At 53.5% G+C, this 26566-nt stretch carries 22 protein-coding genes and 1 pseudogene; 11 read left to right on the plus strand and 12 right to left on the minus strand.

Annotated features, from left to right (window positions below):
• Nucleotides 1-122: 122 nt before the first annotated feature.
• From scpA to scpC, 4 genes are read left to right on the plus strand one after another with little or no spacing between them, the layout of a single operon-like run.
• Nucleotides 123-2267, plus strand: coding sequence for a methylmalonyl-CoA mutase (gene scpA / locus OGX83_RS19060; protein WP_186413013.1), 2145 nt, complete (start codon nt 123-125; stop codon nt 2265-2267).
• The gene (gene meaB, locus OGX83_RS19065) at nt 2260-3255 is read left to right on the plus strand and encodes a methylmalonyl Co-A mutase-associated GTPase MeaB (RefSeq protein ID WP_186413012.1); all 996 of its coding nucleotides are present in this window, start codon (nt 2260-2262) and stop codon (nt 3253-3255) included. Before scpA ends, meaB begins: the two co-directional genes overlap by 8 nt.
• A gap of 10 nt (nt 3256-3265) precedes the next feature.
• Nucleotides 3266-4051, plus strand: a complete 786-nt coding sequence (gene scpB / locus OGX83_RS19070; RefSeq protein WP_060683268.1) for a methylmalonyl-CoA decarboxylase — start codon at nt 3266-3268, stop codon at nt 4049-4051.
• Nucleotides 4052-4075: 24 nt separating this feature from the next.
• Complete coding sequence (gene scpC, locus OGX83_RS19075; protein WP_008785758.1) at nt 4076-5542, plus strand: succinyl-CoA:acetate CoA-transferase ScpC; 1467 nt, start codon at nt 4076-4078, stop codon at nt 5540-5542.
• Here scpC and srsR read toward each other — a convergent pair.
• The 8 genes from srsR to tkt all read right to left on the minus strand — a co-directional run bounded on the left by srsR (nt 5539) and on the right by tkt (nt 15161).
• Nucleotides 5539-6435, minus strand: coding sequence for a LysR family transcriptional regulator SrsR (srsR, locus tag OGX83_RS19080; protein WP_003026999.1), 897 nt, complete (start codon nt 6433-6435; stop codon nt 5539-5541). The genes scpC and srsR overlap by 4 nt on opposite strands.
• A gap of 123 nt (nt 6436-6558) precedes the next feature.
• Complete coding sequence (locus OGX83_RS19085; protein ID WP_003825465.1) at nt 6559-7305, minus strand: oxidative stress defense protein; 747 nt, start codon at nt 7303-7305, stop codon at nt 6559-6561.
• Between the two features lie 93 nt (nt 7306-7398).
• Nucleotides 7399-8034, minus strand: a complete 636-nt coding sequence (gene argO, locus OGX83_RS19090; protein ID WP_003027005.1) for an arginine exporter ArgO — start codon at nt 8032-8034, stop codon at nt 7399-7401.
• 192 nt (nt 8035-8226) lie between these two features.
• Nucleotides 8227-9087 carry a small-conductance mechanosensitive channel MscS gene (locus OGX83_RS19095; RefSeq protein WP_003825461.1) on the minus strand — a complete coding sequence of 287 codons (861 nt, stop codon included), beginning with the start codon at nt 9085-9087 and terminating at the stop codon, nt 8227-8229.
• Between the two features lie 191 nt (nt 9088-9278).
• Nucleotides 9279-10358, minus strand: coding sequence for a class II fructose-bisphosphate aldolase (gene fbaA, locus OGX83_RS19100; RefSeq protein ID WP_003027029.1), 1080 nt, complete (start codon nt 10356-10358; stop codon nt 9279-9281).
• A gap of 88 nt (nt 10359-10446) precedes the next feature.
• Complete coding sequence (pgk, locus tag OGX83_RS19105) at nt 10447-11610, minus strand: phosphoglycerate kinase (protein ID WP_003027032.1); 1164 nt, start codon at nt 11608-11610, stop codon at nt 10447-10449.
• 39 nt (nt 11611-11649) lie between these two features.
• Nucleotides 11650-12678, minus strand: a complete 1029-nt coding sequence (gene epd, locus OGX83_RS19110; protein ID WP_008785759.1) for an erythrose-4-phosphate dehydrogenase — start codon at nt 12676-12678, stop codon at nt 11650-11652.
• A gap of 491 nt (nt 12679-13169) precedes the next feature.
• The gene (tkt, locus tag OGX83_RS19115; protein ID WP_003825453.1) at nt 13170-15161 is read right to left on the minus strand and encodes a transketolase; all 1992 of its coding nucleotides are present in this window, start codon (nt 15159-15161) and stop codon (nt 13170-13172) included.
• A 279-nt stretch (nt 15162-15440) separates the two neighbouring features.
• On the opposite strand from tkt, the gene loiP reads away from it, so the two are divergent.
• Nucleotides 15441-16199, plus strand: coding sequence for a metalloprotease LoiP (loiP, locus tag OGX83_RS19120; RefSeq protein ID WP_003825452.1), 759 nt, complete (start codon nt 15441-15443; stop codon nt 16197-16199).
• A gap of 99 nt (nt 16200-16298) precedes the next feature.
• Here the strand turns inward: loiP and speB are convergent, their stop codons facing one another.
• From speB to yqgG, 4 genes and pseudogenes are all read right to left on the minus strand, one after another.
• Complete coding sequence (gene speB, locus OGX83_RS19125) at nt 16299-17219, minus strand: agmatinase (protein ID WP_003027056.1); 921 nt, start codon at nt 17217-17219, stop codon at nt 16299-16301.
• A gap of 207 nt (nt 17220-17426) precedes the next feature.
• On the minus strand, nt 17427-19403 hold the full coding sequence (speA, locus tag OGX83_RS19130) for a biosynthetic arginine decarboxylase (RefSeq protein WP_071692619.1): 1977 nt from the start codon (nt 19401-19403) through the stop codon (nt 17427-17429).
• A complete protein-coding gene (gene yqgB / locus OGX83_RS19135) occupies nt 19396-19542 on the minus strand; it encodes an acid stress response protein YqgB (protein WP_071692618.1) in 147 nt (48 codons plus the stop codon). The genes speA and yqgB overlap by 8 nt, the downstream gene beginning before the upstream one ends.
• A gap of 258 nt (nt 19543-19800) precedes the next feature.
• Nucleotides 19801-19902, minus strand: a pseudogene (gene yqgG, locus OGX83_RS19140) (small protein YqgG); the annotation flags it as partial.
• Between the two features lie 418 nt (nt 19903-20320).
• On the opposite strand from yqgG, the gene metK reads away from it, so the two are divergent.
• From metK to gshB, 6 genes are all read left to right on the plus strand, one after another.
• Nucleotides 20321-21475 carry a methionine adenosyltransferase gene (gene metK / locus OGX83_RS19145; RefSeq protein WP_020996311.1) on the plus strand — a complete coding sequence of 385 codons (1155 nt, stop codon included), beginning with the start codon at nt 20321-20323 and terminating at the stop codon, nt 21473-21475.
• Between the two features lie 398 nt (nt 21476-21873).
• Nucleotides 21874-23268: a galactose/proton symporter gene (galP, locus tag OGX83_RS19150; protein ID WP_008785766.1), complete on the plus strand. Its 1395-nt coding sequence runs from the start codon at nt 21874-21876 to the stop codon at nt 23266-23268.
• Between the two features lie 76 nt (nt 23269-23344).
• On the plus strand, nt 23345-23842 hold the full coding sequence (locus tag OGX83_RS19155) for a SprT family zinc-dependent metalloprotease (RefSeq protein WP_003825440.1): 498 nt from the start codon (nt 23345-23347) through the stop codon (nt 23840-23842).
• 94 nt (nt 23843-23936) lie between these two features.
• Nucleotides 23937-24644: a deoxyribonuclease I gene (gene endA, locus OGX83_RS19160; RefSeq protein ID WP_008785767.1), complete on the plus strand. Its 708-nt coding sequence runs from the start codon at nt 23937-23939 to the stop codon at nt 24642-24644.
• Between the two features lie 74 nt (nt 24645-24718).
• Nucleotides 24719-25450: a 16S rRNA (uracil(1498)-N(3))-methyltransferase gene (gene rsmE / locus OGX83_RS19165; protein WP_008785768.1), complete on the plus strand. Its 732-nt coding sequence runs from the start codon at nt 24719-24721 to the stop codon at nt 25448-25450.
• Between the two features lie 19 nt (nt 25451-25469).
• The gene (gene gshB / locus OGX83_RS19170; protein WP_003027083.1) at nt 25470-26417 is read left to right on the plus strand and encodes a glutathione synthase; all 948 of its coding nucleotides are present in this window, start codon (nt 25470-25472) and stop codon (nt 26415-26417) included.
• The last annotated feature ends 149 nt before the right edge of the window (nt 26418-26566 follow it).

The following is a 26566-nucleotide window of genomic DNA, read 5'->3' on the forward strand; positions in this document are numbered from 1 at the left end:
ATCAAACACGCCACGCGGCAAAAAACGACGCCCTGTTGGCTATTTTTTGCTGGCGACAAGCCAAATGAAAAAGCTCACCGTATTCGCAAAGATTCAACTTATTGCGTAATACGGAGCAAAAAATGGCAAACGTGCAGGAGTGGCAAACACTCGCCAATAAAGAACTCAGTCGACGGGAAAAAACCGTCGAGTCGCTGGAAAGACAGACGGCGGAAGGGATTGCCATCAAGCCGCTGTACACCGAAGCGGACCTCGATAATCTGGAAGTCACGGGCACCCTTCCCGGCCTGCCGCCTTACGTGCGTGGCCCGCGCGCCACCATGTATACCGCGCAGCCGTGGACCATTCGTCAGTACGCCGGTTTCTCTACCGCCAAAGAGTCCAACGCCTTTTACCGCCGCAACCTCGCCGCCGGGCAAAAAGGGCTTTCCGTCGCCTTTGACCTTGCCACCCATCGTGGCTATGACTCTGACAACCCGCGCGTGGCGGGTGACGTCGGCAAAGCGGGCGTGGCGATCGATACCGTCGAAGATATGAAGATACTGTTCGACCAGATCCCGCTGGATAAGATGTCAGTATCGATGACCATGAACGGCGCGGTTCTGCCGGTGCTGGCGTTTTATATCGTCGCTGCAGAAGAACAAGGCGTAACGCCGGAACAACTCACCGGGACCATTCAGAACGATATTCTGAAAGAGTACCTGTGCCGCAACACCTACATTTATCCACCAAAACCGTCCATGCGCATTATCGCCGACATCATCGCCTGGTGCTCCGGCAACATGCCGCGCTTTAACACCATCAGCATCAGCGGCTATCACATGGGTGAAGCCGGAGCGAACTGCGTGCAGCAGGTAGCGTTTACGCTGGCAGACGGTATTGAATACATCAAAGCCGCACTCTCCGCCGGACTGAAAATTGATGACTTCGCCCCGCGCCTGTCGTTCTTCTTCGGCATCGGCATGGATCTGTTTATGAACGTCGCCATGCTGCGCGCGGCGCGCTATTTGTGGAGTGAAGCGGTCAGCAGCTTTGGTGCGACCAACCCGAAATCTCTCGCTCTGCGTACCCACTGCCAGACGTCCGGCTGGAGCCTGACCGAGCAGGACCCGTACAACAACGTGGTGCGTACTACCATTGAAGCACTCGGCGCTACGCTTGGCGGTACCCAGTCGCTGCATACCAACGCCTTTGATGAAGCGCTCGGTCTGCCCACCGATTTCTCCGCCCGTATTGCGCGTAATACGCAAATCATCATTCAGGAAGAATCAGAGATCTGCCGCACCGTTGATCCGCTGGCCGGATCGTATTACGTCGAGTCACTCACCGATCAAATTGTGAAGCAGGCACGCACGATCATCAAACAGATTGACGAGGCAGGCGGCATGGCGAAAGCGATCGAAGCCGGGCTCCCTAAACGGATGATCGAAGAAGCTTCCGCGCGTGAACAGTCGCTGATCGACCAGGGTAAGCGCGTTATCGTCGGCGTCAATAAGTACAAGCTGGATAAAGAAGACGAGACGTCGGTACTGGAGATCGACAACGTGAAGGTGCGCAACGAGCAGATTGCCTCGCTGAAACATATCCGCACCACCCGCGACAACGATGCCGTTAAAGCCGCGCTCACGGCACTGACCCACGCCGCGCAGCATAATGAAAACCTGCTGGCTGCTGCCGTCAACGCCGCTCGCGTTCGCGCCACGCTCGGTGAAATCTCCGACGCGCTGGAAGTCGCTTTTGATCGGTATCTGGTTCCCAGCCACTGCGTCACCGGCGTGATTGCGCAAAGCTATCATCAGTCAGACAAATCCGCCGATGAGTTTGACGCTATCGTTGCGCAAACCGAGCAGTTCCTCGCGGAAAATGGCCGCCGCCCGCGTATTCTGATCGCCAAGATGGGTCAGGACGGCCACGATCGCGGCGCGAAGGTGATCGCCAGCGCCTATTCCGATCTCGGTTTCGATGTCGATCTCAGCCCGATGTTCTCCACTCCGGAAGAGATCGCCCGTCTGGCGGTAGAAAACGATGTGCATGTAATAGGCGCATCGTCACTGGCGGCTGGCCATAAAACGCTGATTCCTGAGTTGGTTACCGCACTCAAAAAATGGGGGCGTGAAGATATCTGCGTGGTAGCAGGAGGCGTTATTCCGCCACAGGATTACGCCTTCCTGCACGAACATGGCGTGGCAGCCATTTATGGTCCCGGCACGCCAATGCTCGACAGCGTCCGCGATGTGTTAACCCGTATCAGTCAGCATCATGATTAACGCCGCCACGCTTGAAGATACCGTCCGCCGTTTGCGACTCGGCGAACGGGCTACGCTCGCCCAGGCGATGACGCTGGTCGAAAGCAACCACCCGCGCCACCAGCCACTGAGTACGCAATTGCTGGACGCGATAATGCCGTTCACCGGTAACGCCCTGCGTTTGGGGATCACCGGTACGCCGGGCGCGGGCAAAAGCACTTTCCTGGAAGCATTCGGCATGTTGCTCATCCACCACGGATTACGGGTGGCGGTGATCGCCGTCGATCCCAGCAGCCCGGTCAGCGGCGGCAGCATTCTTGGCGATAAAACCCGCATGACGGAGCTGGCCCGCGCCGAATCTGCGTTTATTCGCCCGGTCCCTTCCTGCGGTCATTTAGGCGGTGCCAGCCACCGTGCCCGCGAATTAATGCTGCTGTGCGAAGCGGCTGGCTTTGACGTGGTGATTGTAGAAACCGTCGGCGTAGGACAGTCAGAAACCGAAGTCGCAGGCATGGTGGATTGCTTTATCTCACTGCAAATCGCTGGCGGTGGCGACGATTTACAGGGCATCAAAAAAGGACTGATGGAAATGGCGGATCTGGTCGTCATCAATAAGGACGACGGTGATAACCATACCAGCGTTGCCATTGCCCGCCATATGTACGAATCCGCCCTGCATATTCTGCGCCGCAAATATGACGAGTGGCAGCCGCGGGTTCTGACCTGTAGCGCCCTGGAAAAACGCGGTATCGAGGAGGTTTGGCAGGCGATTAGCGACTTTAAAACGTGCCTGACCGCCAGCGGCCGACTGGAAAAAGTTCGCCAGCAGCAGGCGGTGGACTGGTTACACCAACAGGCTGAAGAAGAAGCCCTGCATCTGTTGTTTGCCCGCACTGATTTCGACCGCTATTTCCAGCAGACGCTTCAGGCCGTCAAAAACAATGATCTTTCGCCGCGCACCGGTCTGCGGCACATCAGCGAATTTATTCAGCATCATTACTTTCAATAAAGAGAACATTATGTCTTATCAATACGTCAACGTGGTCATCATCCAGAAAGTCGCGGTTATTGAGTTCAATTACGCCCGCAAGCTCAATGCCCTGAGTAAAGTGTTTATTGACGATCTGATGCAGGCGCTGAGCGATCTCAATCGTGCAGACATTCGCTGCATCATTCTGCGCGCTCCAAGCGGGGCCAAAGTGTTTTCTGCCGGGCATGATATTCATGAACTCCCGACCGGACGTCGCGATCCGCTCTCTTATGACGATCCGCTGCGTCAGATAACCCGTATGATCCAAAAATACCCGAAGCCGGTGATCTCCATGGTCGAAGGCAGCGTCTGGGGCGGCGCGTTTGAGATGATCATGAGTTCCGATCTGATCATTGCAGCCAATACCTCCACTTTCTCGATGACCCCGGTCAACCTCGGTGTGCCATATAACCTGGTGGGCATCCACAACCTGACCCGCGACGCTGGTTTTCACATAGTAAAAGAGCTGATTTTTACCGCTTCGCCCATCACCGCTCAACGCGCCATGGCGGTCGGGATCCTTAACCATGTCGTGCCCGTCGAGGAACTGGAAGATTTCACTCTGCAAATGGCGCACCACATCTCGGAAAAAGCGCCGCTGGCCATCGCCGTCATCAAAGAAGAACTGCGCGTGCTGGGTGAAGCGCACACCATGAATTCTGATGAGTTCGAGCGTATTCAGGGCATGCGCCGCGCGGTGTACGACAGCGAGGATTATCAGGAAGGGATGAACGCGTTTATGGAAAAACGTAAACCAAATTTTGTTGGCCATTAATCACGTCCGAGGAAGGAGACGGCCATGAAACGGATGAGCGCCGAACAGGCGGCAGAAATTATCCAGCACGATGATATGGTGGCGTTTAGCGGCTTTACCCCTGCGGGTTCACCCAAAGCGTTACCCAGCGCAATTGCCCAACGCGCCTGCGAACGGCATCAGAACGGGCAGCCTTTTCAGATCCGCCTGCTGACCGGAGCATCAATTGGCGCCGCCGCTGATGATGTTCTATCCGCGGCGGATGCCGTTTCCTGGCGTGCGCCTTATCAAACGTCAACGGGCCTGCGCGAGAAAATTAATCAGGGCCAGGTGAGGTTTGTCGATCTCCATTTGAGTGAAGTGGCGCAAATGGTTAATTACGGTTTTTTTGGCGAAATCGATGTTGCCGTCATTGAAGCCTCCGCCATCGCGCCAGATGGCCGGATTTGGCTTTCCAGCGGTATTGGCAATGCCCCCACCTGGCTGCTGCGGGCGAAAAAGGTGATAATCGAGCTGAATCATTACCATAATCCGCGTGTGGCGGAGTTTGCCGACATCGTGATACCCGGTGCGCCACCACGGCGTAACAGCGTACCCATTTTTCATACCATGGATCGCGTAGGCAGCCAGTGCGTGCAGATAGATCCCAAAAAGGTGGTTGCGGTGGTGGATACCGAGCTGCCCGATGCCGGAAATGCGGCGGATAAAACCAATCCGGTCAGCCAGCAAATTGCCGATAACGTAGTCACTTTCCTGCTGGCAGAAATGGCCCACAAACGTATTCCAGCTGAGTTTCTGCCCTTACAAAGCGGCGTGGGCAATATCAACAACGCGGTAATGGCGCGACTGGGCGAGAACCCGGATATCCCGCCCTTTATGATGTATTCGGAGGTGTTGCAAGAGTCGGTGGTGCATCTGCTGGAAACGGGCAAGATAACAGGTGCCAGCGCCTCCAGCCTGACCATTTCAGCCCCGTCGCTACAGAAGATTTACGACAACATGGACTTCTTCGCCAGCCGGATAGTGCTACGCCCGCAGGAGATCTCCAATAACCCGGAAATCATCCGTCGGCTGGGGGTTATTGCGCTCAACGTCGGTCTGGAGTTTGATATCTACGGCCATGCCAATTCCACGCACGTTGCGGGGGTGAACCTGATGAATGGCATCGGCGGCAGCGGGGATTTCGAGCGCAACGCCTACCTGTCTATCTTTATGGCGCCGTCGATTGCCAAAGGCGGGAAAATCTCCACCATCGTACCGATGTGCAGCCATGTCGACCACAGCGAACATAGCGTTAAAGTGATCGTGACCGAACAAGGGATTGCCGATCTGCGTGGGCTATCTCCGATGCAGCGGGCGCACACGATTATCGATAACTGTGCGCACCCTCTTTACCGGGATTATCTGCACCGCTATCTGGAGAAAGCGCCCGGCGGGCATATTCATCACGATCTCAGCCATGCGTTCGATCTGCATCGCAACCTTCTCGAGACTGGATCGATGCTCGGCTAACTTGCGCTACCGTCACGATCTTCAGCAATATGCTGGAGCATAGTGGCGGTATAGCGATGATTTTTCAGCGAATAGAGAAACTCCTGCATATACATGGGGCTGCCGGGCGCATCGAAATACTTTAGCGTCGACGGGTTCACCAGCCGCCAGGCGAAGTGAGGGATCACCGTCAAAAACTGCCCGCGCTCTACCGCGCTGATCTTGGCCATAAAGCTGTACGGACGGTAGATAATCGTCGGGTTGATCCCACAGGGCCGCATGTATGCATCCAGCATCGCCTCAAAGTTGGCGCGATTCTGGAAGCGCATTTGCAGCCAGGGCAGCTCGCGCAGCAGATCCTGCGGCTGTTTTTCTTCGTAGCGCCGGGAAACGAGAAACCCCAGACGCAGCGGGGGCAGCTCGCTAATCGCCAGATTCTCCAGTTCCTGGACGCGGGGGGAAACGTGCTGCGGCGAGATAATAAAATCCAGTTTGCGATCGAACAGGTTATCAATCACCCCATTCTCGCTGAATTCAACGGCCTGAGCCGTCACGCCGTCATACTTATCACCAAGGCTAATCAACTGGTCAAAAATAATCGTTGGGTAGGTATTGTCGATCCCGATGACGATTTCCCGCGAACGGCGAGAGGCGTTATGGATTTCGTTATCAATGGCAGAAAGGCGCTGATAAACGGGAAACAGTTTCTGATACAGCTCCTGTCCGGCTTTATTCAGGCTGATGTTGTTATCTTTGCGGGTAAACAGCGTATAGCCGATTTGATCTTCCAGTGCGGCAATGCTTTTACCGAAAGGCGATGCGGTCATATGTATTTTTTCTGCCGCTCTGGCGATGTTATTGGTTTGCGCCAGCAGAATGAAATTACGCATCTTTTTCGAGATAAAAATATCCATAGCGTCCCCTTAAAAATCGCTATGGCCTATCCTCATTACGGCGAAAAAAAAGACTGGATGTAGGGTCTCATTTTTACAGTTGCTCACAGAAAAAACCCGGCTGGAAAGCCGGGTCTGCAATGATTACTGGGTTTTGGCTGGCGTTGCTGCTGGTTGCCCCGCCGTCGGCTCAATCTGGAAGACCACATCAACCTGATCGTCAAACTGAATAACCGGCTGTTCGTAGGTTTCCTGAGCGGATGTCGCAGGTGCTGCATCTGCTTTCATCATCCGTACCATCGGGCTCGGTTGATAATTGGAAACGTGGTAACGCACGCTGTAAACGGGCCCCAGTTTGCTGTTAAAGCCCGCAGCTAACTGCTCAGCCTGATGAATAGCATCATCAATTGCTGCTTTACGCGCTTTATCTTTGTAAGTATCCGGCTGGGCAACGCCAAGCGATACCGAACGGATCTCATTCAGACCGGCCTTCAGTGCACCATCGAGCAGCGCATTGAGTTTGTCCAACTGACGCAGCGTGACCTCAACGGTACGTACCGCACGATAGCCTTTAAGGACGCTTTTACCATTCTGGTAGTCGTAGTCCGGCTGGGTGCGCAGGTTTGCCGCGCTAATATCTTTCTTCGCTATCTGGTTCTGTTCAAGGAAGGACAGATATTGCGCCACGCGCTCATCAGCCTGCTTCTTCGCTGAAGCCGCATCCTTTGCAGCTACATTCACTTCAATCGCCAGAGTAGCGATGTCTGGTGTCGCATCCACGCTTGCCGTTCCGGAAGTCACGATGTGCGGTCCATTTGGCAACTCATTTGCCTGTACCGATAGTGCGCTGAATCCGACTAATGCCGCCAGGGCCATTATTTTGAACTTCACGGTCGTTCCTCCATGTTTCATTAATTACCCCGAAACTCAGGGCACATGCAGGCAAGCTTAGCCGATCTCGCTGCGTTGTCCATCAGACAACACTTAGTTGAACAACGCATGAACGTGCGCAACACCTTCTTTTGCCAACTGAAAAGCGATAAACCACATCACCAATCCTACCAGGGTATTGATGATCCGCTGTGCTTTAGCAGTGCGCAAACGCGGAGCGAGCCAGGCCGCCAGCAATGCCAGGCCGAAGAACCACAGGAACGAAGCGCTGACAGTACCCAGCGCAAACCAGCGCTTAGGCTCAACGTCCAGTTGGCCTCCCAGACTCCCAAGCACCACAAAGGTATCCAGGTAAACATGGGGATTGAGCCATGTCACCGCCAGCATAGTAGCGATAATTTTCCAGCGTCCCTGCTTCATCACCTCGGCGCTGGCCAGTTCCAGGTTACTGCTCATCGCCGTTTTTAACGCCCCGAAACCGTACCAGAGTAAAAATGCCACCCCACCCCAGGTGACAAGCGCCATCAGCCATGGTGACTGCATCAGCAAGGCGCTACCGCCAAAGATCCCCGCGCAAATCAGCACTAAGTCGCTGATAGCGCAGAGTAAAGCAATCATGATGTGATACTGGCGACGGATCCCCTGATTCATCACGAAGGCGTTTTGTGGACCGAGCGGAAGTATCATAGCCGCACCAAGTGCAAGCCCTTGAAAATAATACGATAACACGTTAATCATCCCGAACTGTTTCTCTTAGGAGCAGACTATAGCGCGGGGAAAACATTAGCGGAAATGGATAATTTTAATCAGGGATAAGAAGAATTAATACCAAGGGGGGGGAAATGCCGGATGACGGCTGACGCCTTATCCGGCCTACAAAACCTGCGGGCCCGGTAAGCGATAGCGCCACCGGGCACGCGATTACTCTGCCGCGCTCTCTTTCACACGCTTGAAGTTCACATCCATCTGCGGGTACGGGAAGCTGATACCGTTGGCGTCAAACTCGCGTTTAATACGCTCCAGTACGTCCCAGTAGACGCTTTGCAGATCGCTACTGTTGCTCCAGACGCGTACCACAAAATTAATCGAGGAAGCGCCCAGCTCATTCAGGCGCACCGTCATTTCACGATCTTTAAGGATACGCTCGTCAGACTGAATGATATCGGTGAGGATTTTTTTCACCTGATCGATATCGGAGTCGTAAGCCACGCCGATGATAAATTCGTTACGACGAACCGGCTCACGAGAGAAGTTAATGATGTTCCCGGCAATGATTTTACCGTTTGGGATCACAACAATCTTACCGTCTACGGTACGCATAGTCGTGGAGAAAATCTGCACGTTGAGTACGGTTCCCGCTACGCCGCCGAGGTCTACATACTCACCTGCGCGGAACGGACGGAACATCACCAGCAGCACGCCAGCGGCGAGGTTGGACAGCGAACCTTGCAGCGCCAGACCAACGGCTAAACCTGCGGCACCGAGAACGGCAATCACAGAAGCGGTTTGTACCCCAACGCGACCCAGAGCGGCAATCAGCGTGAACGCGATAATACCGTAGCGCACCAGTGCGGAGAGGAAGTCAGCAACGGTTGCATCAATTTTACGTGCCACCATCAGGCGGTTAACGGTGTTTGATACGATGCGCGCCACAATCATACCGATAATGACAATGGCGATGGCCGCAACGATGTTGACGGCATAGCTTAACAGCAGCTCCTGATTGCGGACCAGCCAGGTGCCCGCACCATTTATGCTGTCGACAACATTCAAATCTTCCATTCAATATTCCTTTTTTGCTTACCCAAATGGGAAAAATAAAGCCGTCCCAACGGGACTGGCAATCTGACAAGGGTAAACAATAAACCTGGATTTTGCCAAACAGATCACAGAATTCTCTGCCAGCAGCATATTGAAATGGCAATAAAAAAGGCCCGCATTTGCGGGCCTCATGTCACGTAGAACGGCGTAAATTACAGAACGTCAACCGCGTTCAGTTCTTTGAAAGCCTGTTCCAGACGGGTGATCATGGTTGCCTGACCAGCACGCAGCCATACGCGCGGATCGTAGTATTTCTTGTTCGGCTGATCTTCGCCTTTCGGGTTGCCCAGCTGGCCCTGCAGGTAAGCTTCGTTCGCTTTGTAGTAGTTCAGAACACCTTCCCAGGTAGCCCATTGGGTATCGGTGTCGATGTTCATTTTCACTACGCCATAGCTTACGGAGTCTTTGATTTCCTGAGCAGTAGAACCGGAACCGCCGTGGAAGACGAAGTTCAGGCTGTTGTGCGGCAGGTTATGTTTCTTAGAAACATAGTCCTGAGAGTCGCGCAGGATGGTCGGGGTCAGAACAACGTTACCCGGCTTGTAAACGCCGTGTACGTTACCGAAGGAAGCTGCGATGGTGAAACGCGGGCTGATTTTGCTCAGCTCGGTGTATGCGTAATCAACGTCTTCCGGCTGGGTGTACAGTGCAGAAGCGTCCATATGGCTGTTGTCCACGCCGTCTTCTTCGCCACCGGTGCAACCCAGTTCGATTTCCAGGGTCATGCCCATTTTGGACATGCGCGCCAGGTATTTGGAGCAGATTTCGATGTTCTCTTCCAGAGACTCTTCAGACAGGTCGATCATGTGAGAAGAGAACAGCGGTTTGCCGGTTGCTGCGAAGTGTTTTTCACCCGCGTCCAGCAGACCGTCGATCCACGGCAGCAGTTTCTTCGCGCAGTGGTCAGTGTGCAGGATAACCGGAACACCGTAGTGTTCAGCCATCTGGTGAACGTGATGCGCGCCAGAGATAGCACCCAGGATTGCAGCGCCCTGAGGAACGTCAGACTTCACGCCTTTACCCGCGATGAAAGAAGCACCACCGTTGGAGAACTGTACGATTACCGGCGCTTTAACTTTTGCAGCGGTTTCCAGAACGGCGTTGATGGAGTCGGTACCAACGCAGTTAACAGCTGGCAGGGCAAAGTTGTTTTCTTTTGCTACCTGGAAAACTTTCTGTACGTCATCACCAGTGATTACGCCTGGTTTTACGAAATCAAAAATTTTAGACATATTACGAATCCTGTATCTTCGGCCTTGGAAAGGGCGCGCGCTCTAAAGCGCGCTAATAATTGGGCAGGTTTCCCTGCCCATTAAATGCTTACTTTTTAGCGCGCTCTTCGAGCATCGCTACTGCTGGCAATACTTTACCTTCCACGAATTCGAGGAAAGCGCCGCCGCCAGTGGAGATGTAGGAGATTTTGTCAGCAATGCCGAACAGGTCGATTGCTGCCAGGGTGTCACCGCCGCCTGCGATAGAGAACGCTTCGCTGTCTGCGATAGCGTTAGCAACGATTTCAGTACCTTTGCGGAAGTTCGGGAATTCGAACACGCCAACCGGGCCATTCCACAGAATGGTTTTCGCATTTTTCAGGATGTCAGCCAGCTGCTGTGCAGAAGCGTCGCCGATGTCCAGGATCTGCTCGTCTTCTTTCACATCGCTAACGGACTTCAGAGTAGCCGGTGCAGTTTCAGAGAATTCAGTCGCTACGCGAACGTCAGTCGGGACCGGGATGTCGCAAGTGGTCAGCAGACGCTTAGCTTCGTCAACCAGGTCAGCTTCGTACAGGGATTTACCCACGTTGTGGCCTTGAGCGGCAACGAAGGTGTTCGCGATACCACCGCCAACGATCAGCTGGTCAGCGATTTTTGACAGAGAATCCAGAACGGTCAGTTTGGTGGAAACTTTAGAACCGCCAACGATAGCAACCATCGGACGAGCAGGTTCTTTCAGTGCTTTACCCAGCGCATCCAGCTCAGCAGCCAGCAGCGGACCTGCGCAAGCTACATCAGCGAATTTACCGATACCGTGAGTAGAAGCCTGTGCACGGTGAGCTGTACCGAAAGCGTCCATTACGAATACGTCGCACAGCGCAGCATATTTTTTGGACAGTGCTTCGTCGTCTTTCTTCTCGCCTTTGTTGAAGCGAACGTTTTCCAGAACCACCAGTTCACCGGCAGCGACTTCAACGCCGTCCAGGTAATCTTTTACCAGGCGAACCGGAGCAGACAGTTTGTCTTTCAGGTAGTTAACAACCGGCAGCAGAGAGAATTCTTCGTTGTACTCGCCTTCGGTAGGACGACCCAGGTGGGAAGTTACCATCACTTTCGCACCCTGTTTCAGGGCCAGTTCGATGGTCGGCAGAGAAGCACGGATACGCGCATCGCTGGTTACTTTCCCTTCTTTAACTGGTACGTTCAGGTCCGCACGGATAAAAACGCGTTTACCAGCCAGATCCAGATCGGTCATCTTAATTACAGACATGGTGAATCCTCTCGTTGATTCATAAAGTTTTGTCGACGCTCAAGCGTCGAGCCTGAAACCAATAGCAGCCATCGCTAACGTAGTGTCGAGCATACGGTTAGCAAAGCCCCATTCATTATCACACCAGACCAGCGTTTTGATCAGGTGAGCGCCACTCACACGCGTTTGCGTACCATCAACGATGGCGCTGTGCGGGTCGTGGTTAAAATCTACAGAGACCAACGGTAATTCCGTATAGTCAACTATACCATGAAATGCACCTTGTGCTGCTTTTTGCAGCAACTGGTTGACTTCACTGGCTTTTACTGGTTTTTTCACCGTCACGCTTAAGTCGATCGCCGTCACATTTATGGTCGGTACACGCACCGCTATCGCTTCAAAACGATCGTTAAACTGCGGGAAAATTCGCGTGATGCCCGCCGCCAGTTTGGTATCAACCGGAATAATCGACTGGCTGGCCGCTCGCGTGCGACGTAGGTCAGGATGATAAGCATCAATAACCTGCTGATCGTGCATCGCGGAGTGGATCGTGGTGACGGTACCAGACTCAATGCCGTAAGCATCATCCAGCAATTTAATGACGGGTATTATGCAATTCGTGGTGCAGGAAGCGTTGGAAACGATCCGGTGCTCAGCGCGCAGCTGATCCTGATTAACGCCATACACAACGGTTGCGTCGATGTCGTGACTACCAGGATGTGAAAAGAGCACTTTTTTTGCACCAGCGGCAATATGCGCCTCGCCGTGTTCGCGATTGCCGAAGACCCCCGTACAATCCAGCACGATGTCGACACCCAGTTCGCGCCATGGAAGTGCATCGAGTGTTCGCTCATGCAGAATGCGGATAGCGTCATCGCCAACGATGAGCTGGTCACGTTCCTGACGAACATCCCAGGCAAAACGTCCATGGCTGGTGTCATATTTCAACAAATGCGCCATGCCTGCAGCATCCGCAAGTTCGTTGATTGCCACCACGGTGATTTCCGCCCGACGCCCGGATTCATACAAAGCACGAACCACGTTGCGTCCGATGCGACCGAAACCATTAATCGCTACGCGTACGGTCATAGGTCTCCTGCAAGGATTTCTCAGAAACGATGTGGCAGACAGAGTAATGCAGCAAATCGCTCAGGGAAACCTTACCTGTCGCAAACTGCGACTAATTGGTTAATTGTCGAACATTTAATCGACTGAAACGCTTCAGCTAGAATAAGCGAAACGCGGAATAAAAGGAATGATTGTCCAGCAACAGAACACAGTTATCTGACTTACGTCACATTTTAACGCCCTTCAACGCTAAATTTATTCCATATTCCAGAATGACGAATAACCGTAGCAAAATTATTTCATTGTCGTGTTACACACCCTGATTTAAATCAGAAAGCCCCCTAACCTGCATCTAATCACCAGCGCGAGGTCCGAGTCCCGGAGCCCTTCAATGATGCCGCAGACGGTCTGGATAGCAGACTGAGCCGTGCGATTGCGCAACGCGCGGCGCGTTGCGGAAAAGCAAAAAAAAACGGGCCGCCTGAGCGACCCGTTTTCACCTGTAATCGAAATTACAGCAGTTCTTTAGCTTTCGCGACAACGTTATCTACGGTGAAGCCGAACTCTTCAAACAGCAGCTCTGCCGGAGCAGACTCACCAAAGGTGGTCATACCGACGATTGCGCCGTTCAGGCCCACATATTTGAACCAGTAGTCAGCGATACCTGCTTCCACTGCAACGCGAGCGGAAACCGCTTTCGGCAGCACAGACTCACGGTAAGCGGCATCCTGTTTGTCGAACGCGTCGGTAGACGGCATGGAAACCACGCGAGCCTTCACGCCTTCGGCAGTCAGTTTGTCCCACGCAGCCACAGCCAGCTCAACTTCAGAACCGGTAGCGATGAAAATCAGTTCCGGCTGACCGTCGCAGTCTTTCAGCACGTAACCACCGCGAGCGATGTTTGCCAGCTGTTCTTCGGTACGCTCCTGCTGTGCCAGGTTCTGGCGGGAGAGGATCAGCGCGGTCGGGCCGTCCTGACGCTCAACACCGTATTTCCACGCAACGGCGGATTCAACCTGGTCACACGGACGCCATGTGCTCATGTTCGGGGTCACACGCAGAGAAGCAACCTGCTCTACCGGCTGGTGAGTCGGGCCGTCTTCGCCCAGACCGATGGAGTCGTGGGTGTAGACCATGACCTGACGCTGTTTCATCAGCGCAGCCATACGCACCGCGTTACGGGCATATTCCACAAACATCAGGAAGGTGGAGGTGTACGGCAGGAAACCACCGTGCAGGGAGATACCGTTCGCGATAGCGGTCATACCGAATTCACGCACACCGTAATGGATGTAGTTACCGGCAGTATCTTCGTTAATCGCTTTCGAACCAGACCACAGCGTCAGGTTAGACGGTGCCAGGTCAGCGGAGCCGCCGAGGAATTCAGGCAGCAGAGGACCGAAGGCTTCAATCGCGTTCTGAGAAGCTTTACGGCTGGCGATTTTCGCCGGATTAGCCTGCAACTTAGCAATGAACTCGTTCGCTTTGGCGTCGAAGTCAGACGGCATTTCACCTTTCATACGACGGGTGAATTCAGCCGCTTCCTGCGGGTAGGCTTTCGCATAAGCAGCGAACTTCTCGTTCCATGCAGCTTCTTTTGCCTGACCGGCTTCTTTCGCATCCCACTGCGCGTAGATTTCAGACGGGATTTCGAACGGCGCGTATTTCCAGCCCAGCTGTTCACGGGTCAGTGCGATTTCAGCATCGCCCAGCGGCGCACCGTGAGAGTCGTGAGTACCCGCTTTGTTCGGAGAACCGAAACCGATGATGGTTTTGCACATCAGCAGGGACGGTTTGTCGGTTACTGCGCGTGCTTCTTCAACTGCGCGTTTAATGGCGTCAGCATCGTGGCCATCAACGCCACGGACCACATGCCAGCCGTAAGCTTCAAAACGCTTCGCGGTGTCATCGGTGAACCAGCCTTCAACGTGGCCATCGATAGAGATGCCGTTGTCATCGTAGAACGCAACCAGTTTACCCAGCTTCAGCGTACCGGCCAGGGAACATACCTCGTGAGAGATACCTTCCATCATGCAGCCGTCGCCCATGAAAGCATAGGTGAAGTGGTCAACGATGTCGTGACCTGGACGGTTAAACTGCGCCGCCAGCGTTTTTTCAGCGATAGCCATACCCACTGCATTCGCAATACCCTGACCCAGAGGACCTGTAGTGGTTTCAACACCCGCGGTGTAACCCACTTCCGGGTGACCCGGAGTTTTGGAGTGCAGCTGACGGAAGTTCTGCAGCTCGGACATCGGCAGATCGTAGCCGGTGAGGTGCAGCAGGCTATAAATCAGCATGGAGCCGTGACCGTTGGACAGCACGAAGCGGTCACGGTCAGCCCAGGACGGGTTAGTCGGGTTGTGGTTCAGGAAATCACGCCACAGGACTTCGGCAATGTCAGCCATACCCATCGGGGCACCCGGGTGACCGGATTTGGCTTTCTGTACTGCGTCCATGCTCAGCGCACGAATAGCATTGGCAAGCTCTTTACGTGAGGACATTTTGACTCCAGATCGGATAATGAAGGCTGAGCCCTTAACGACTTGACGACAGCGCGTTTTGGGCTACGCCGGAAAAAAGTGCCAACAATGTAACCCAAGCCGCGTGTCATGTACATGGAGCATCCTTTTGCCGCTTCAGAAATCTCTGGATCATGCGCGCAAGTTGCGCAATCTTCTCGCCCGCGTATTGTTCTTTTCTTTATACTTAGGCCGAGCGTCGGTTCACCTGCAAACGACGTAATTTTTAGAATAATCCTGACTTTGTGCGGAAGAGAAAAAATGAAAATTCGCGCTTTACTGCTTGCTACGAGCATGGCTGCGGCATTGACCGGCTGCCAGAACATGGACTCCAACGGACTGCTTTCTTCTGGCGCGGAGGCTTTTCAGGCCTACAGTCTGAGCGATGCTCAGGTAAAAGCGCTGAGCGATCAGGCCTGTAAAGATATGGACAGCAAGGCTACTATCGCCCCGGCCAGCAGCGAGTACGCAACGCGTCTTGGCAAAATCGCCGCCGCGCTTGGCGATAACATTAACGGCCAGCCGGTGAACTACAAAGTCTATATGGCGAAAGATGTGAATGCCTTTGCCATGGCAAACGGCTGTATCCGCGTGTACAGCGGCCTGATGGATATGATGACCGACAACGAAGTCGAAGCGGTGATCGGCCATGAAATGGGCCACGTCGCGCTGGGTCACGTGAAAAAAGGTATGCAGGTTGCGCTGGGTACCAACGCCGTACGTGCAGCGGCGGCATCCGCTGGCGGCATTGTCGGCAGCCTGTCGCAGTCGCAATTGGGCGATCTTGGCGAGAAACTGGTGAACTCGCAGTTCTCCCAGCGTCAGGAATCCGAGGCGGATGATTACTCGTATGATTTGTTGCGCAAACGCGGGATCAATCCGGCAGGTTTAGCCACCAGCTTTGAGAAACTGGCCAAACTGGAAGCTGGACGTCAAAGCTCAATGTTTGACGATCACCCGGCATCCGCAGAACGTGCGCAACATATTCGCGATCGCATGAGCGCAGACGGGATCAAATAACCGTTAATCGTGCCGGATGCGGCGTGAACGCCTTATCCGGCCTACAAACATCAACCAGCTGTAGGCCGGATAAGCGTTAGCGCCATCCGGCAAAACAACTTACTCGCCTTTTTTCGCTGCCTGGATGTACAGCATTTCCAGAGCCAGCGTAGCCGCCGCCAGCGCGGTGATCTCTGACTGATCGTAGGCCGGAGCCACTTCAACAACATCCATCCCGACGATGTTCAGATCTTTCAGACCACGAACCAGCTTGATCGCGCGATCGGAAGTCAGACCGCCAATCACTGGCGTACCGGTACCCGGCGCAAACGCAGGATCCAGGCAGTCGATATCAAAGGTCAGATACACCGGCATATCACCGACAATCTGCTTAACCTGGGCGATGATGTCATCTACGCTGCGATCGTTCACCTGGCAGGCATCCAGCACGGTAAAGCCGTTGTCTTTGTCGAATTCGGTACGAATACCAATCTGCACAGAGTGATTCGGATCGATCAGCCCTTCGTTCGGCGCAGTGTAGAACATGGTGCCGTGGTCGAATTCGCAGCCGTTCGCGTAGGTGTCGGTGTGGGCATCAAAGTGCACCAGCGCCATTTTACCAAAGTGTTTTGCGTGCGCGCGCAGCAGCGGCAACGTGACGAAGTGGTCGCCGCCGAAGGAGAGCATGCGCTTACCGGCAGAAAGCAGCTTCTCAGCATGAGCCTGCAGTTTTTCACTCATTTCACGCGCATCACCGAAGGCATAAACCAGATCGCCGCAGTCCACCACGTTCAGGCGCTCGCGCATATCGAAGTTCCACGGGAAGCGGTTATGCTCCCACGCCAGGTTAGTGGAAACCTGACGGATCGCCGCCGGACCATGACGCCCGCCCGCACGACCAGACGTTGCCATATCAAACGGTACGCCGGTGATCACCCAATCGGCGTCGCTGTCGTATGGCATGAAGTTCATCGGCAGACGTAAAAAACCAAAGGCGTTAGAAACCAGGGAGTTGTCGTATTGATGACCTAAGGTGCTCATGTACTGACCTCTTTAAAAATCGATGAAAAAAAATCCCCTCCGCGTCGTTAAGCCCGACGAGGAAGGGATTGATTTGGTAACTGCATATTTACGGCAAATTATCGCCGTTATTTTGTACGGATTCAAGTAAGTGCCACAAATGCGGCTTCGCTTTATCCGGCCTACTTTCGTAGGCCCGGTAAGCGTAGCGCCAGCAGGCATTTATCGTTACTCATCTTCCAGATAAGTATAACCGTACAGACCGGCCTCAAACTCTTCGAGGAACTGTTGCTGCAGCTCGGTATCCAGATCGGTGTTTTTCACCTGGTCACGGAACTGCGTCAGCAGGGTATTCGGATCCAACTGCACGTACTGCAGCATATCCGCCACGGTATCCCCTTCGTCGGACAATTCCACTTCTACGCTGCCGTCAGGGAAGACGAACACGTCAACCGCTTCGGTATCACCAAACAGGTTGTGCATGTTGCCGAGGATCTCCTGGTACGCCCCCACCATAAAGAAGCCCAGCATCGGCGGGTTCTCCGGGTCATATTCCGGCATCGGCATCGTGGTCGCGATGCCATCACCGTCAACGTAGTGGTCGATAGCACCATCAGAGTCGCAGGTGATATCCAACAGCACCGCACGGCGTTCAGGCACCTGGTTCAACCCTTCCAGCGGCATTACCGGGAACAGCTGATCAATCCCCCACGCATCCGGCATCGACTGGAACAGCGAGAAGTTGACGTAAATCTTATCCGCCATTCGCTCCTGCAGCTCGTCGATAATCGGACGGTGCGCACGGTTGCTCGGGTCGAGTTGTTTCTGCACTTCATGGCACATGTTCAGATAAAGCTGCTCAGCCCACGCGCGCTCTTGCAGGCTAAAAGTACCTGAAGAGTAACCAACGTGAATATCGTGCAGATCCATCTGGCTGTCGTGCAGCCATTCACGCAGCGAACGGCGAGTTCCCGGTTCATGCATTTCTTGCCAGGTTTCCCACATGCTTTGCAGAGCACGCGGCGCATCGTCAGCCGGAGGCGTTGCTTCTGTGTGTTCACTACGCTCAACGCCGATAATGTTAGATACCAGCACGGTATGGTGCGCGGTAACCGCGCGGCCAGACTCGGTGATTACCGTCGGATGCGGCAGACCGTGTTCTTCACAGGCGTCGCCAATTGCCCAGATGATGTTGTTGGCGTATTCGTTCAGGCCGTAGTTTACGGAACAGTCAGACTGCGAACGGGTACCTTCGTAATCCACGCCCAGACCACCGCCCACGTCGAAGCACTGGATATTGACGCCAAGCTTGTGCAGCTCAACGTAGAAACGCGCCGATTCACGTACGCCGGTGGCGATATCACGAATGTTCGCCATCTGCGAGCCAAGGTGGAAGTGCAGCAACTGAATGCTGTCCAGACGACCGCGCTCGCGCAGAATTTCGACCAGCTGCAGCACCTGGTTTGCCGCCAGGCCGAATTTTGATTTTTCCCCGCCGGAGGACTGCCACTTGCCAGAGCCCTGCGACGCCAGACGCGCACGCACGCCCAGACGCGGAACGACATTCAGGCGTTCAGCTTCATCCAGCACGATTGCAATTTCAGACATCTTCTCGATGACCAGATAGACCTTATGGCCCATCTTCTCGCCAATCAGCGCCAGACGGATATATTCGCGGTCTTTATAACCGTTACACACGATCACGCTACGGGTCATTCCGGCATGAGCCAGAACGGCCATCAGTTCAGCTTTGGAACCCGCTTCCAGTCCCAGCGGTTCGCCGGAGTGGATCAGCGATTCAATCACGCGGCGGTGCTGGTTGACCTTGATCGGGTAAACGAGGAAATAGTCACCGTTGTAACCGTAAGATTCACGGGCACGTTTAAACGCGGCGTTAATCGAACGCAGACGGTGTTGCAGGATCTGCGGGAAGCAGAACAATGCAGGCAAACGCTGGCCCTGCGCTTCACGGGCTTTCACCAACTCAGCAAGGTCAACGCGCGCTTCGGGTACGTCCGGATCCGGGCACACGCTGATGTGACCCAGTTCATTGACGTCGTAGTAGTTATTACCCCACCAGGCAATATTGTAAGTACGCAGCATCTTGCTGGCTTCCTGGGAACTCATTGCAACCTCCTGCATGGAGCGTAGTACACCGTGTTCGCCTGCTGACGAAGGCGAACCCAAAGAAATGTCGTCAGACATAGCGAACCTCAATTTTATTAACAAGTGTAAAACAGTTGACTACTATCGCAATCCGAAGACGCGATAACAACCCAAATACAGGCAGAATTTGCAGCAGATAGTGCTGACGCTCCGACTGTGCGACCGGTTTCTTTTTCATATCAATGTAAACACGTAACCGAACTTAATGCTGACGGTTCGGCGAAACCACGAGAAAACTCTTGTTTACCAAGAGCGCCCTTGTTCAGTTCTTAGTGACCGTTACCGGCTCTTGAGTCCTGAGATACGCCGAGATGGGTATACACTTCATCCTTCATGCAGCCTCTTTGTTGGCTACGCTCATTCGCCCCAGTCACGTACTACTCGTACGTTCAGGGGACTCATTCACTTGCCGCCTCGACGCAGCATAAATGATTTTGTGTATATAACATCGACAGGTATGCAAAGCAGAGATGCAGATTGCGGGGGACATATGTACACCAGAACGGTGCGACAGATTCTGCAGAATACAACGGTTCATTATCTCGTATCACCTCCACGGTTGCTCCTTACGGAACGAACCCACAAGCCAAAGCTAAAGTTTTAACCCGGCTGGAAGTGGCAACACGATGAAAACGTCGTGTGCTTTTGTATGAGCCGCGCGCCGCGTTTTATACCGATAAGAAAGTCAAAAAGCAAAAGATAAATATGCACATTGCCAGCACCGTCAGGAAAAATTTCCAGTTACATTTTCAGTACAATGCGACCTCAATCAAAAAAAGCTGGAAATCAGGCGAAGAACTGTCCTAAAATAGCCGTCCAGATGTTAATCCATCTATACCGATTAACACTCAGACTGCCAGTGTCCGTCATCTGCAGACTCATGGTAGAATCTTCTACACATGGCTATTCCACTCGACAGTTTGAGCTAACCAAATTCTCCTTAGGTGAAATTAAATATGGCAAAACACCTTTTTACGTCCGAGTCCGTATCAGAAGGGCATCCTGACAAAATCGCTGACCAAATCTCTGATGCTGTGCTGGATGCAATCCTGGAACAGGATCCAAAAGCACGCGTTGCCTGCGAAACCTACGTCAAAACCGGTATGGTTTTAGTTGGCGGTGAGATCACCACCAGCGCATGGGTCGATATCGAAGAGATCACCCGTAACACGGTTCGCGAAATTGGCTATGTGCATTCCGACATGGGCTTTGACGCCAACTCTTGCGCGGTACTGAGCGCGATTGGTAAACAGTCTCCGGACATCAACCAGGGTGTTGACCGTGCCGATCCGCTGGAACAGGGCGCAGGCGACCAGGGCCTGATGTTTGGTTATGCAACCAACGAAACCGACGTGCTGATGCCAGCACCTATTACCTATGCTCACCGTCTGGTGCAGCGTCAGGCTGAAGTGCGTAAAAACGGCACCTTATCCTGGCTGCGTCCGGATGCCAAAAGCCAGGTAACCTTCCAGTATGACGACGGCAAAATCGTCGGTATTGATGCGGTTGTTCTGTCTACTCAGCACTCTGAAGATATCGACCAGAAATCGCTGCAAGAAGCCGTTATGGAAGAGATCATCAAGCCGGTACTGCCGACTGAATGGCTGACCGCTTCGACCAAATTCTTCATCAACCCAACTGGTCGTTTCGTTATCGGCGGCCCGATGGGCGACTGCGGTCTGACCGGTCGTAAAATCATCGTTGATACCTACGGCGGCATGGCGCGTCACGGCGGCGGTGCATTCTCTGGTAAAGACCCGTCTAAAGTTGACCGTTCCGCAGCCTATGCAGCCCGTTACGTAGCGAAAAACATCGTTGCCGCAGGCCTGGCTGACCGTTGTGAGATTCAGGTTTCCTACGCAATCGGCGTGGCAGAACCGACATCTATCATGGTGGAAACGTTCGGTACTGAAAAAGTGCCTTCAGAGCAGTTGACTCTTCTGGTGCGTGAGTTCTTCGACCTGCGCCCGTATGGCCTGATTCAGATGCTGGATCTGCTGCACCCGATTTACAAAGAAACCGCTGCTTACGGTCACTTTGGTCGCGAACATTTCCCATGGGAAAAAACCGACAAAGCACAGTTGCTGCGCGACGCTGCCGGTCTGAAGTAATTTAAACCAGACTTAACGCTTATGAAGACCAGCCTCGCGCTGGTCTTTTTTTATACCTATTTCCTCTCCCACATCCATCACCAAACCGCGCTGATTACTATTGCTTTAAATGAAAATGAAAGCGATTACATCACACCATATTTCCCTCTATCTTGAATTAACATCTCTTATCCAGCACACTTGCATCACTGTTACATTATATTTCATCATTGTCTTAAATTCAGACGACCAACATTATTTAATCCCAATAAATAATGTTAACTTTCAATGAATTAACCAATAATCCGCATGAATGACAGTGTAAGCGATTACACTAATGTGATGTGATTCGCATTTTTTTACCCCGTACTCACCTACCCTTAACATCAACAAAACTAGCTACCCAACCGGAGGGCATCATGCCTGACAATAAAAAAACGGGGCGTTCCAACAAAGCCATGACATTTTTTGTCTGCTTTCTGGCAGCCCTGGCTGGATTACTTTTTGGCCTGGATATTGGTGTTATTGCCGGTGCTTTACCGTTCATCACCGACGAGTTTCAAATTACCCCGCACACTCAGGAATGGGTGGTGAGTTCCATGATGTTTGGTGCGGCGGTAGGTGCTGTCGGCAGCGGTTGGCTCTCCTTCAAACTGGGACGCAAAAAAAGCCTGATGATCGGTGCGATCTTGTTTGTTGCGGGTTCACTGTTCTCCGCCGCTGCACCAAACGTTGAAGTCCTGCTGGTTTCCCGCGTGCTGCTCGGCCTGGCTGTAGGCGTTGCGTCTTATACCGCGCCACTGTACCTGTCTGAAATTGCCCCGGAAAAGATTCGTGGCAGCATGATCTCTATGTATCAGCTGATGATCACCATCGGTATTTTGGGCGCGTATCTTTCCGATACAGCCTTTAGCTACAGCGGCGCATGGCGCTGGATGCTGGGTGTAATCATCATCCCTGCCCTGCTGCTTCTGGTCGGCGTTATCTTCCTGCCGGACAGCCCACGTTGGTTTGCAGCTAAACGTCGTTTTGTTGATGCCGAACGCGTCCTGTTGCGTCTGCGTGACACCAGCGCAGAAGCCAAACGCGAGCTGGATGAAATCCGTGAAAGTCTGCAGGTGAAGCAGAGCGGCTGGGCGCTGTTTAAAGAAAACAGCAACTTCCGTCGCGCGGTATTCCTTGGCGTTCTGTTACAGGTGATGCAGCAGTTCACCGGGATGAACGTCATCATGTATTACGCACCGAAAATCTTTGAGCTGGCGGGCTACACCAACACCACCGAGCAGATGTGGGGGACTGTTATCGTCGGTCTGACCAACGTGCTGGCAACCTTTATCGCCATTGGCCTGGTTGACCGTTGGGGCCGCAAGCCTACGCTGATCCTTGGCTTTATCGTGATGGCTGTTGGTATGGGCGTGCTGGGTACAATGATGCACGTGGGTATTCACTCGGCATCCGCACAATACTTCGCAGTACTGATGCTGCTGATGTTTATCGTTGGCTTTGCGATGAGCGCCGGTCCGCTGATTTGGGTACTGTGCTCTGAAATCCAGCCGCTGAAAGGCCGCGATTTCGGCATCACCTGCTCTACTGCAACCAACTGGATTGCCAACATGATCGTCGGCGCAACCTTCCTGACGATGCTGAACTCACTGGGCAGCGCCAACACCTTCTGGGTATACGGCGGCCTGAACGTACTGTTCATCTTCCTGACTCTGTGGCTGATCCCTGAAACTAAAAACGTCTCTCTGGAACACATTGAGCGTAACCTGATGAAGGGTCGTAAACTGCGCGAAATTGGCGCACACGACTAATCACCAAAGGCTTCCTCCCCAGCGGAGGAAGCCTTCCTCTTGCAGTCCCTTCCCTGTCGCACTATCCTCTGGCGTTATGAAAACCTCCCGTCTCCCTATCGCCATCCAGCAAGCCGTTATGCGTAGCCTGCGGGAAAAACTCGCCCAGGCCAATCTCAAGCTCGAACGCCAATATCCGGAGCCAAAGCTGGTTTACCAACAGCGCGGCACCGCCGCCGGCACTGCGTGGCTACAAACCTATGAAATTCGCCTTAATCCCGTCCTGCTGATGGAAAACGTCGACGCATTCATTAACGAAGTTGTGCCCCATGAACTGGCGCATTTACTGGTGTGGAAACACTTTGGGCGCGTGCCGCCACACGGGAAAGAATGGAAATGGATGATGGAAAGCGTTCTGGGCGTACCGGCCCGGCGCACGCATCAGTTTGAACTGCAATCGGTGCAGCGCAAGACTTTTACTTACCGCTGTAAGTGTCAGGAGCACCAACTGACCGTCCGCCGCCATAACCGCGTTGTGCGCGGTGAGGCCACCTACCGCTGTGTTCACTGCGGCGAACCGCTGGTTGCAGAATAATCTTCAGAATTATCAGGAACTTTTCTGACCTAACTGATTGCATACTGGAATAACTTTCGCTACGTTGCGGGCTCGTTTTGACACGGAGTTTGTGATGTACCGTCATTTTTCTTTTGCTGCGGCCCTGTTAGCCGCTGCGTTTTCAGGCCCGGTTTTAGCCGAAGGCATCAACAGTTTTTCTCAGGCAAAAGCAGCAGGCGTCAAGGTTAACGCCGATGCACCGGGCGATTTCTACTGCGGTTGTAAAATTAACTGGCAAGGTAAAAAAGGGGTCGTTGACCTCGAATCCTGCGGCTATAAAGTGCGAAAAAATGAAAACCGCGCCAGTCGAATTGAATGGGAGCACGTTGTCCCCGCCTGGCAATTTGGTCATCAGCGTCAGTGCTGGCAGGACGGAGGGCGTAAAAACTGCGCCAAAGATCCGGTCTATCGTAAGATGGAAAGCGACATGCATAACCTGCAACCTGCTGTGGGTGAGGTAAATGGCGATCGCGCTAACTTCATGTACAGCCAGTGGAACGGTGGCGAGGGTCAGTATGGGCAATGCGCCATGAAGGTCGACTTCAAAGAGAAAGTTGCCGAGCCGCCAGCCCGCGCCCGCGGTGCCATTGCTCGTACCTATTTTTACATGCGCGACCAGTACGATCTAACGCTCTCCCGCCAGCAAACTCAGCTTTTTAACGCCTGGAATAAGCAATATCCGGTCACCGACTGGGAGTGTGAGCGCGACGAACGCATTGCAAAGGTACAGGGGAACCATAACCCATATGTGCAACGCGCTTGCCAGGCGCAAAAGAGCTAACCTACACTAGCGTCAATATTTTTAACCATGCCCTGGCCTTTCGTAGCCCAGGGCCATGACGCGGATGTTTAACTATGCGCATTCCTCGTATTTATCACCCTGAGCCAATCACTTCCGGCAGCCAAATTTCACTGTGTGAAGATGCAGCCAACCATATCGGCCGCGTGCTGCGTATGGGACCGGGCCAGGCGCTACAGCTGTTTGATGGCAGCAATCAGGTATTCGACGCTGAAATCACCCACGCCAGTAAAAAAAGCGTGGATGTGAAGGTACTTAACGCTGAACTCGACGATCGTGAGTCGCCGTTGCACATCCACCTGGGTCAGGTGATGTCGCGCGGTGAAAAAATGGAATTCACTATCCAGAAATCGATCGAACTGGGTGTAAGCCTCATTACGCCACTTTTTTCTGAGCGCTGCGGCGTTAAACTGGACAGTGAACGCCTGAACAAGAAGCTCCAGCAGTGGCAGAAAATCGCCATTGCCGCCTGCGAACAGTGCGGTCGTAACCGGGTGCCCGAAATTCGCCCGGCAATGGATTTGGAAGCATGGTGCGCGGAACAGGACGAAGGTCTGAAACTGAACCTGCATCCGCGCGCCAGCGCCAGCATCAATACGCTGCCGCTGCCGGTGGAGCGCATCCGCTTGCTGATTGGCCCGGAAGGCGGGTTGTCGGCAGATGAAATTGCCATGACCGCACGTTATCAGTTTACTGATATTCTGTTAGGACCTCGCGTTCTGCGTACTGAGACAACCGCGCTCACCGCCATTACTGCGCTACAGGTGCGTTTTGGCGATCTGGGCTAAGGCATAAACGGAGAAGAAAATGATCAAGCTCGGCATCGTGATGGATCCCATCGCAAGCATCAACATCAAGAAAGATTCCAGCTTCGCTATGCTGCTGGAAGCGCAACGTCGCGGTTACGAAATTCATTATATGGAGATGGCCGATCTTTATCTGATCAACGGTGAAGCCCGCGCCCATACGCGCACCCTGAGCGTAGAGCAGAACTACGACAAATGGTATGAGTTCAAGAGCGAGCAGGATCTCCCGCTGGCAGACCTGGACGTTATTCTGATGCGTAAGGATCCGCCATTTGATACCGAGTTCATCTACGCAACCTATATTCTGGAACGTGCAGAAGAAAAAGGGACGCTGATCGTCAACAAACCGCAGAGCCTGCGCGACTGCAACGAAAAGCTGTTCACCGCATGGTTTGCCGACCTGACGCCGGAAACGCTGGTCACGCGTAACAAAGCGCAGCTGAAAGCCTTCTGGCAAAAACACAGCGACATCATTCTCAAACCGCTGGATGGTATGGGCGGCGCATCTATTTTCCGTGTGAAGGAAGGCGACCCGAACCTTGGCGTCATTGCTGAAACGCTGACCGAGCACGGTACCCGCTACTGCATGGCGCAGAACTATCTGCCAGCAATTAAAGATGGCGATAAACGCGTCCTGGTGGTCGATGGCGAACCCGTTCCTTATTGCCTGGCACGTATTCCGCAGGGCGGCGAAACCCGTGGCAACCTGGCCGCTGGCGGTCGTGGCGAGCCGCGTCCATTGACCGACAGCGACTGGGAAATTGCACGTCGCATTGGGCCAACGCTGAAAGCGAAAGGTTTGATTTTTGTCGGTCTGGATATCATTGGCGATCGTCTGACGGAAATTAACGTTACCAGCCCAACCTGTATTCGTGAAATCGAAGCGGAGTTCCCGGTTTCGATTACCGGTATGCTGATGGATGCCATTGAGGCGCGTTTGCAGAAGTAAATACGTTGCCGGATAGCGACGCCATCGCGTCTTATCCGGCCTGAAATTGCACCCCGCAGACCGGATTAGGCGAAGCCGTCATCCGGCAATGCTATCTTCAGAGGGTGACATCTTCGAGCTTTGCCCACATACTGGGCTCTGTTGCTTTT

This window comes from Citrobacter sp. Cpo074 (assembly GCF_030332745.1).
Lineage (GTDB): Bacteria > Pseudomonadota > Gammaproteobacteria > Enterobacterales > Enterobacteriaceae > Citrobacter > Citrobacter portucalensis.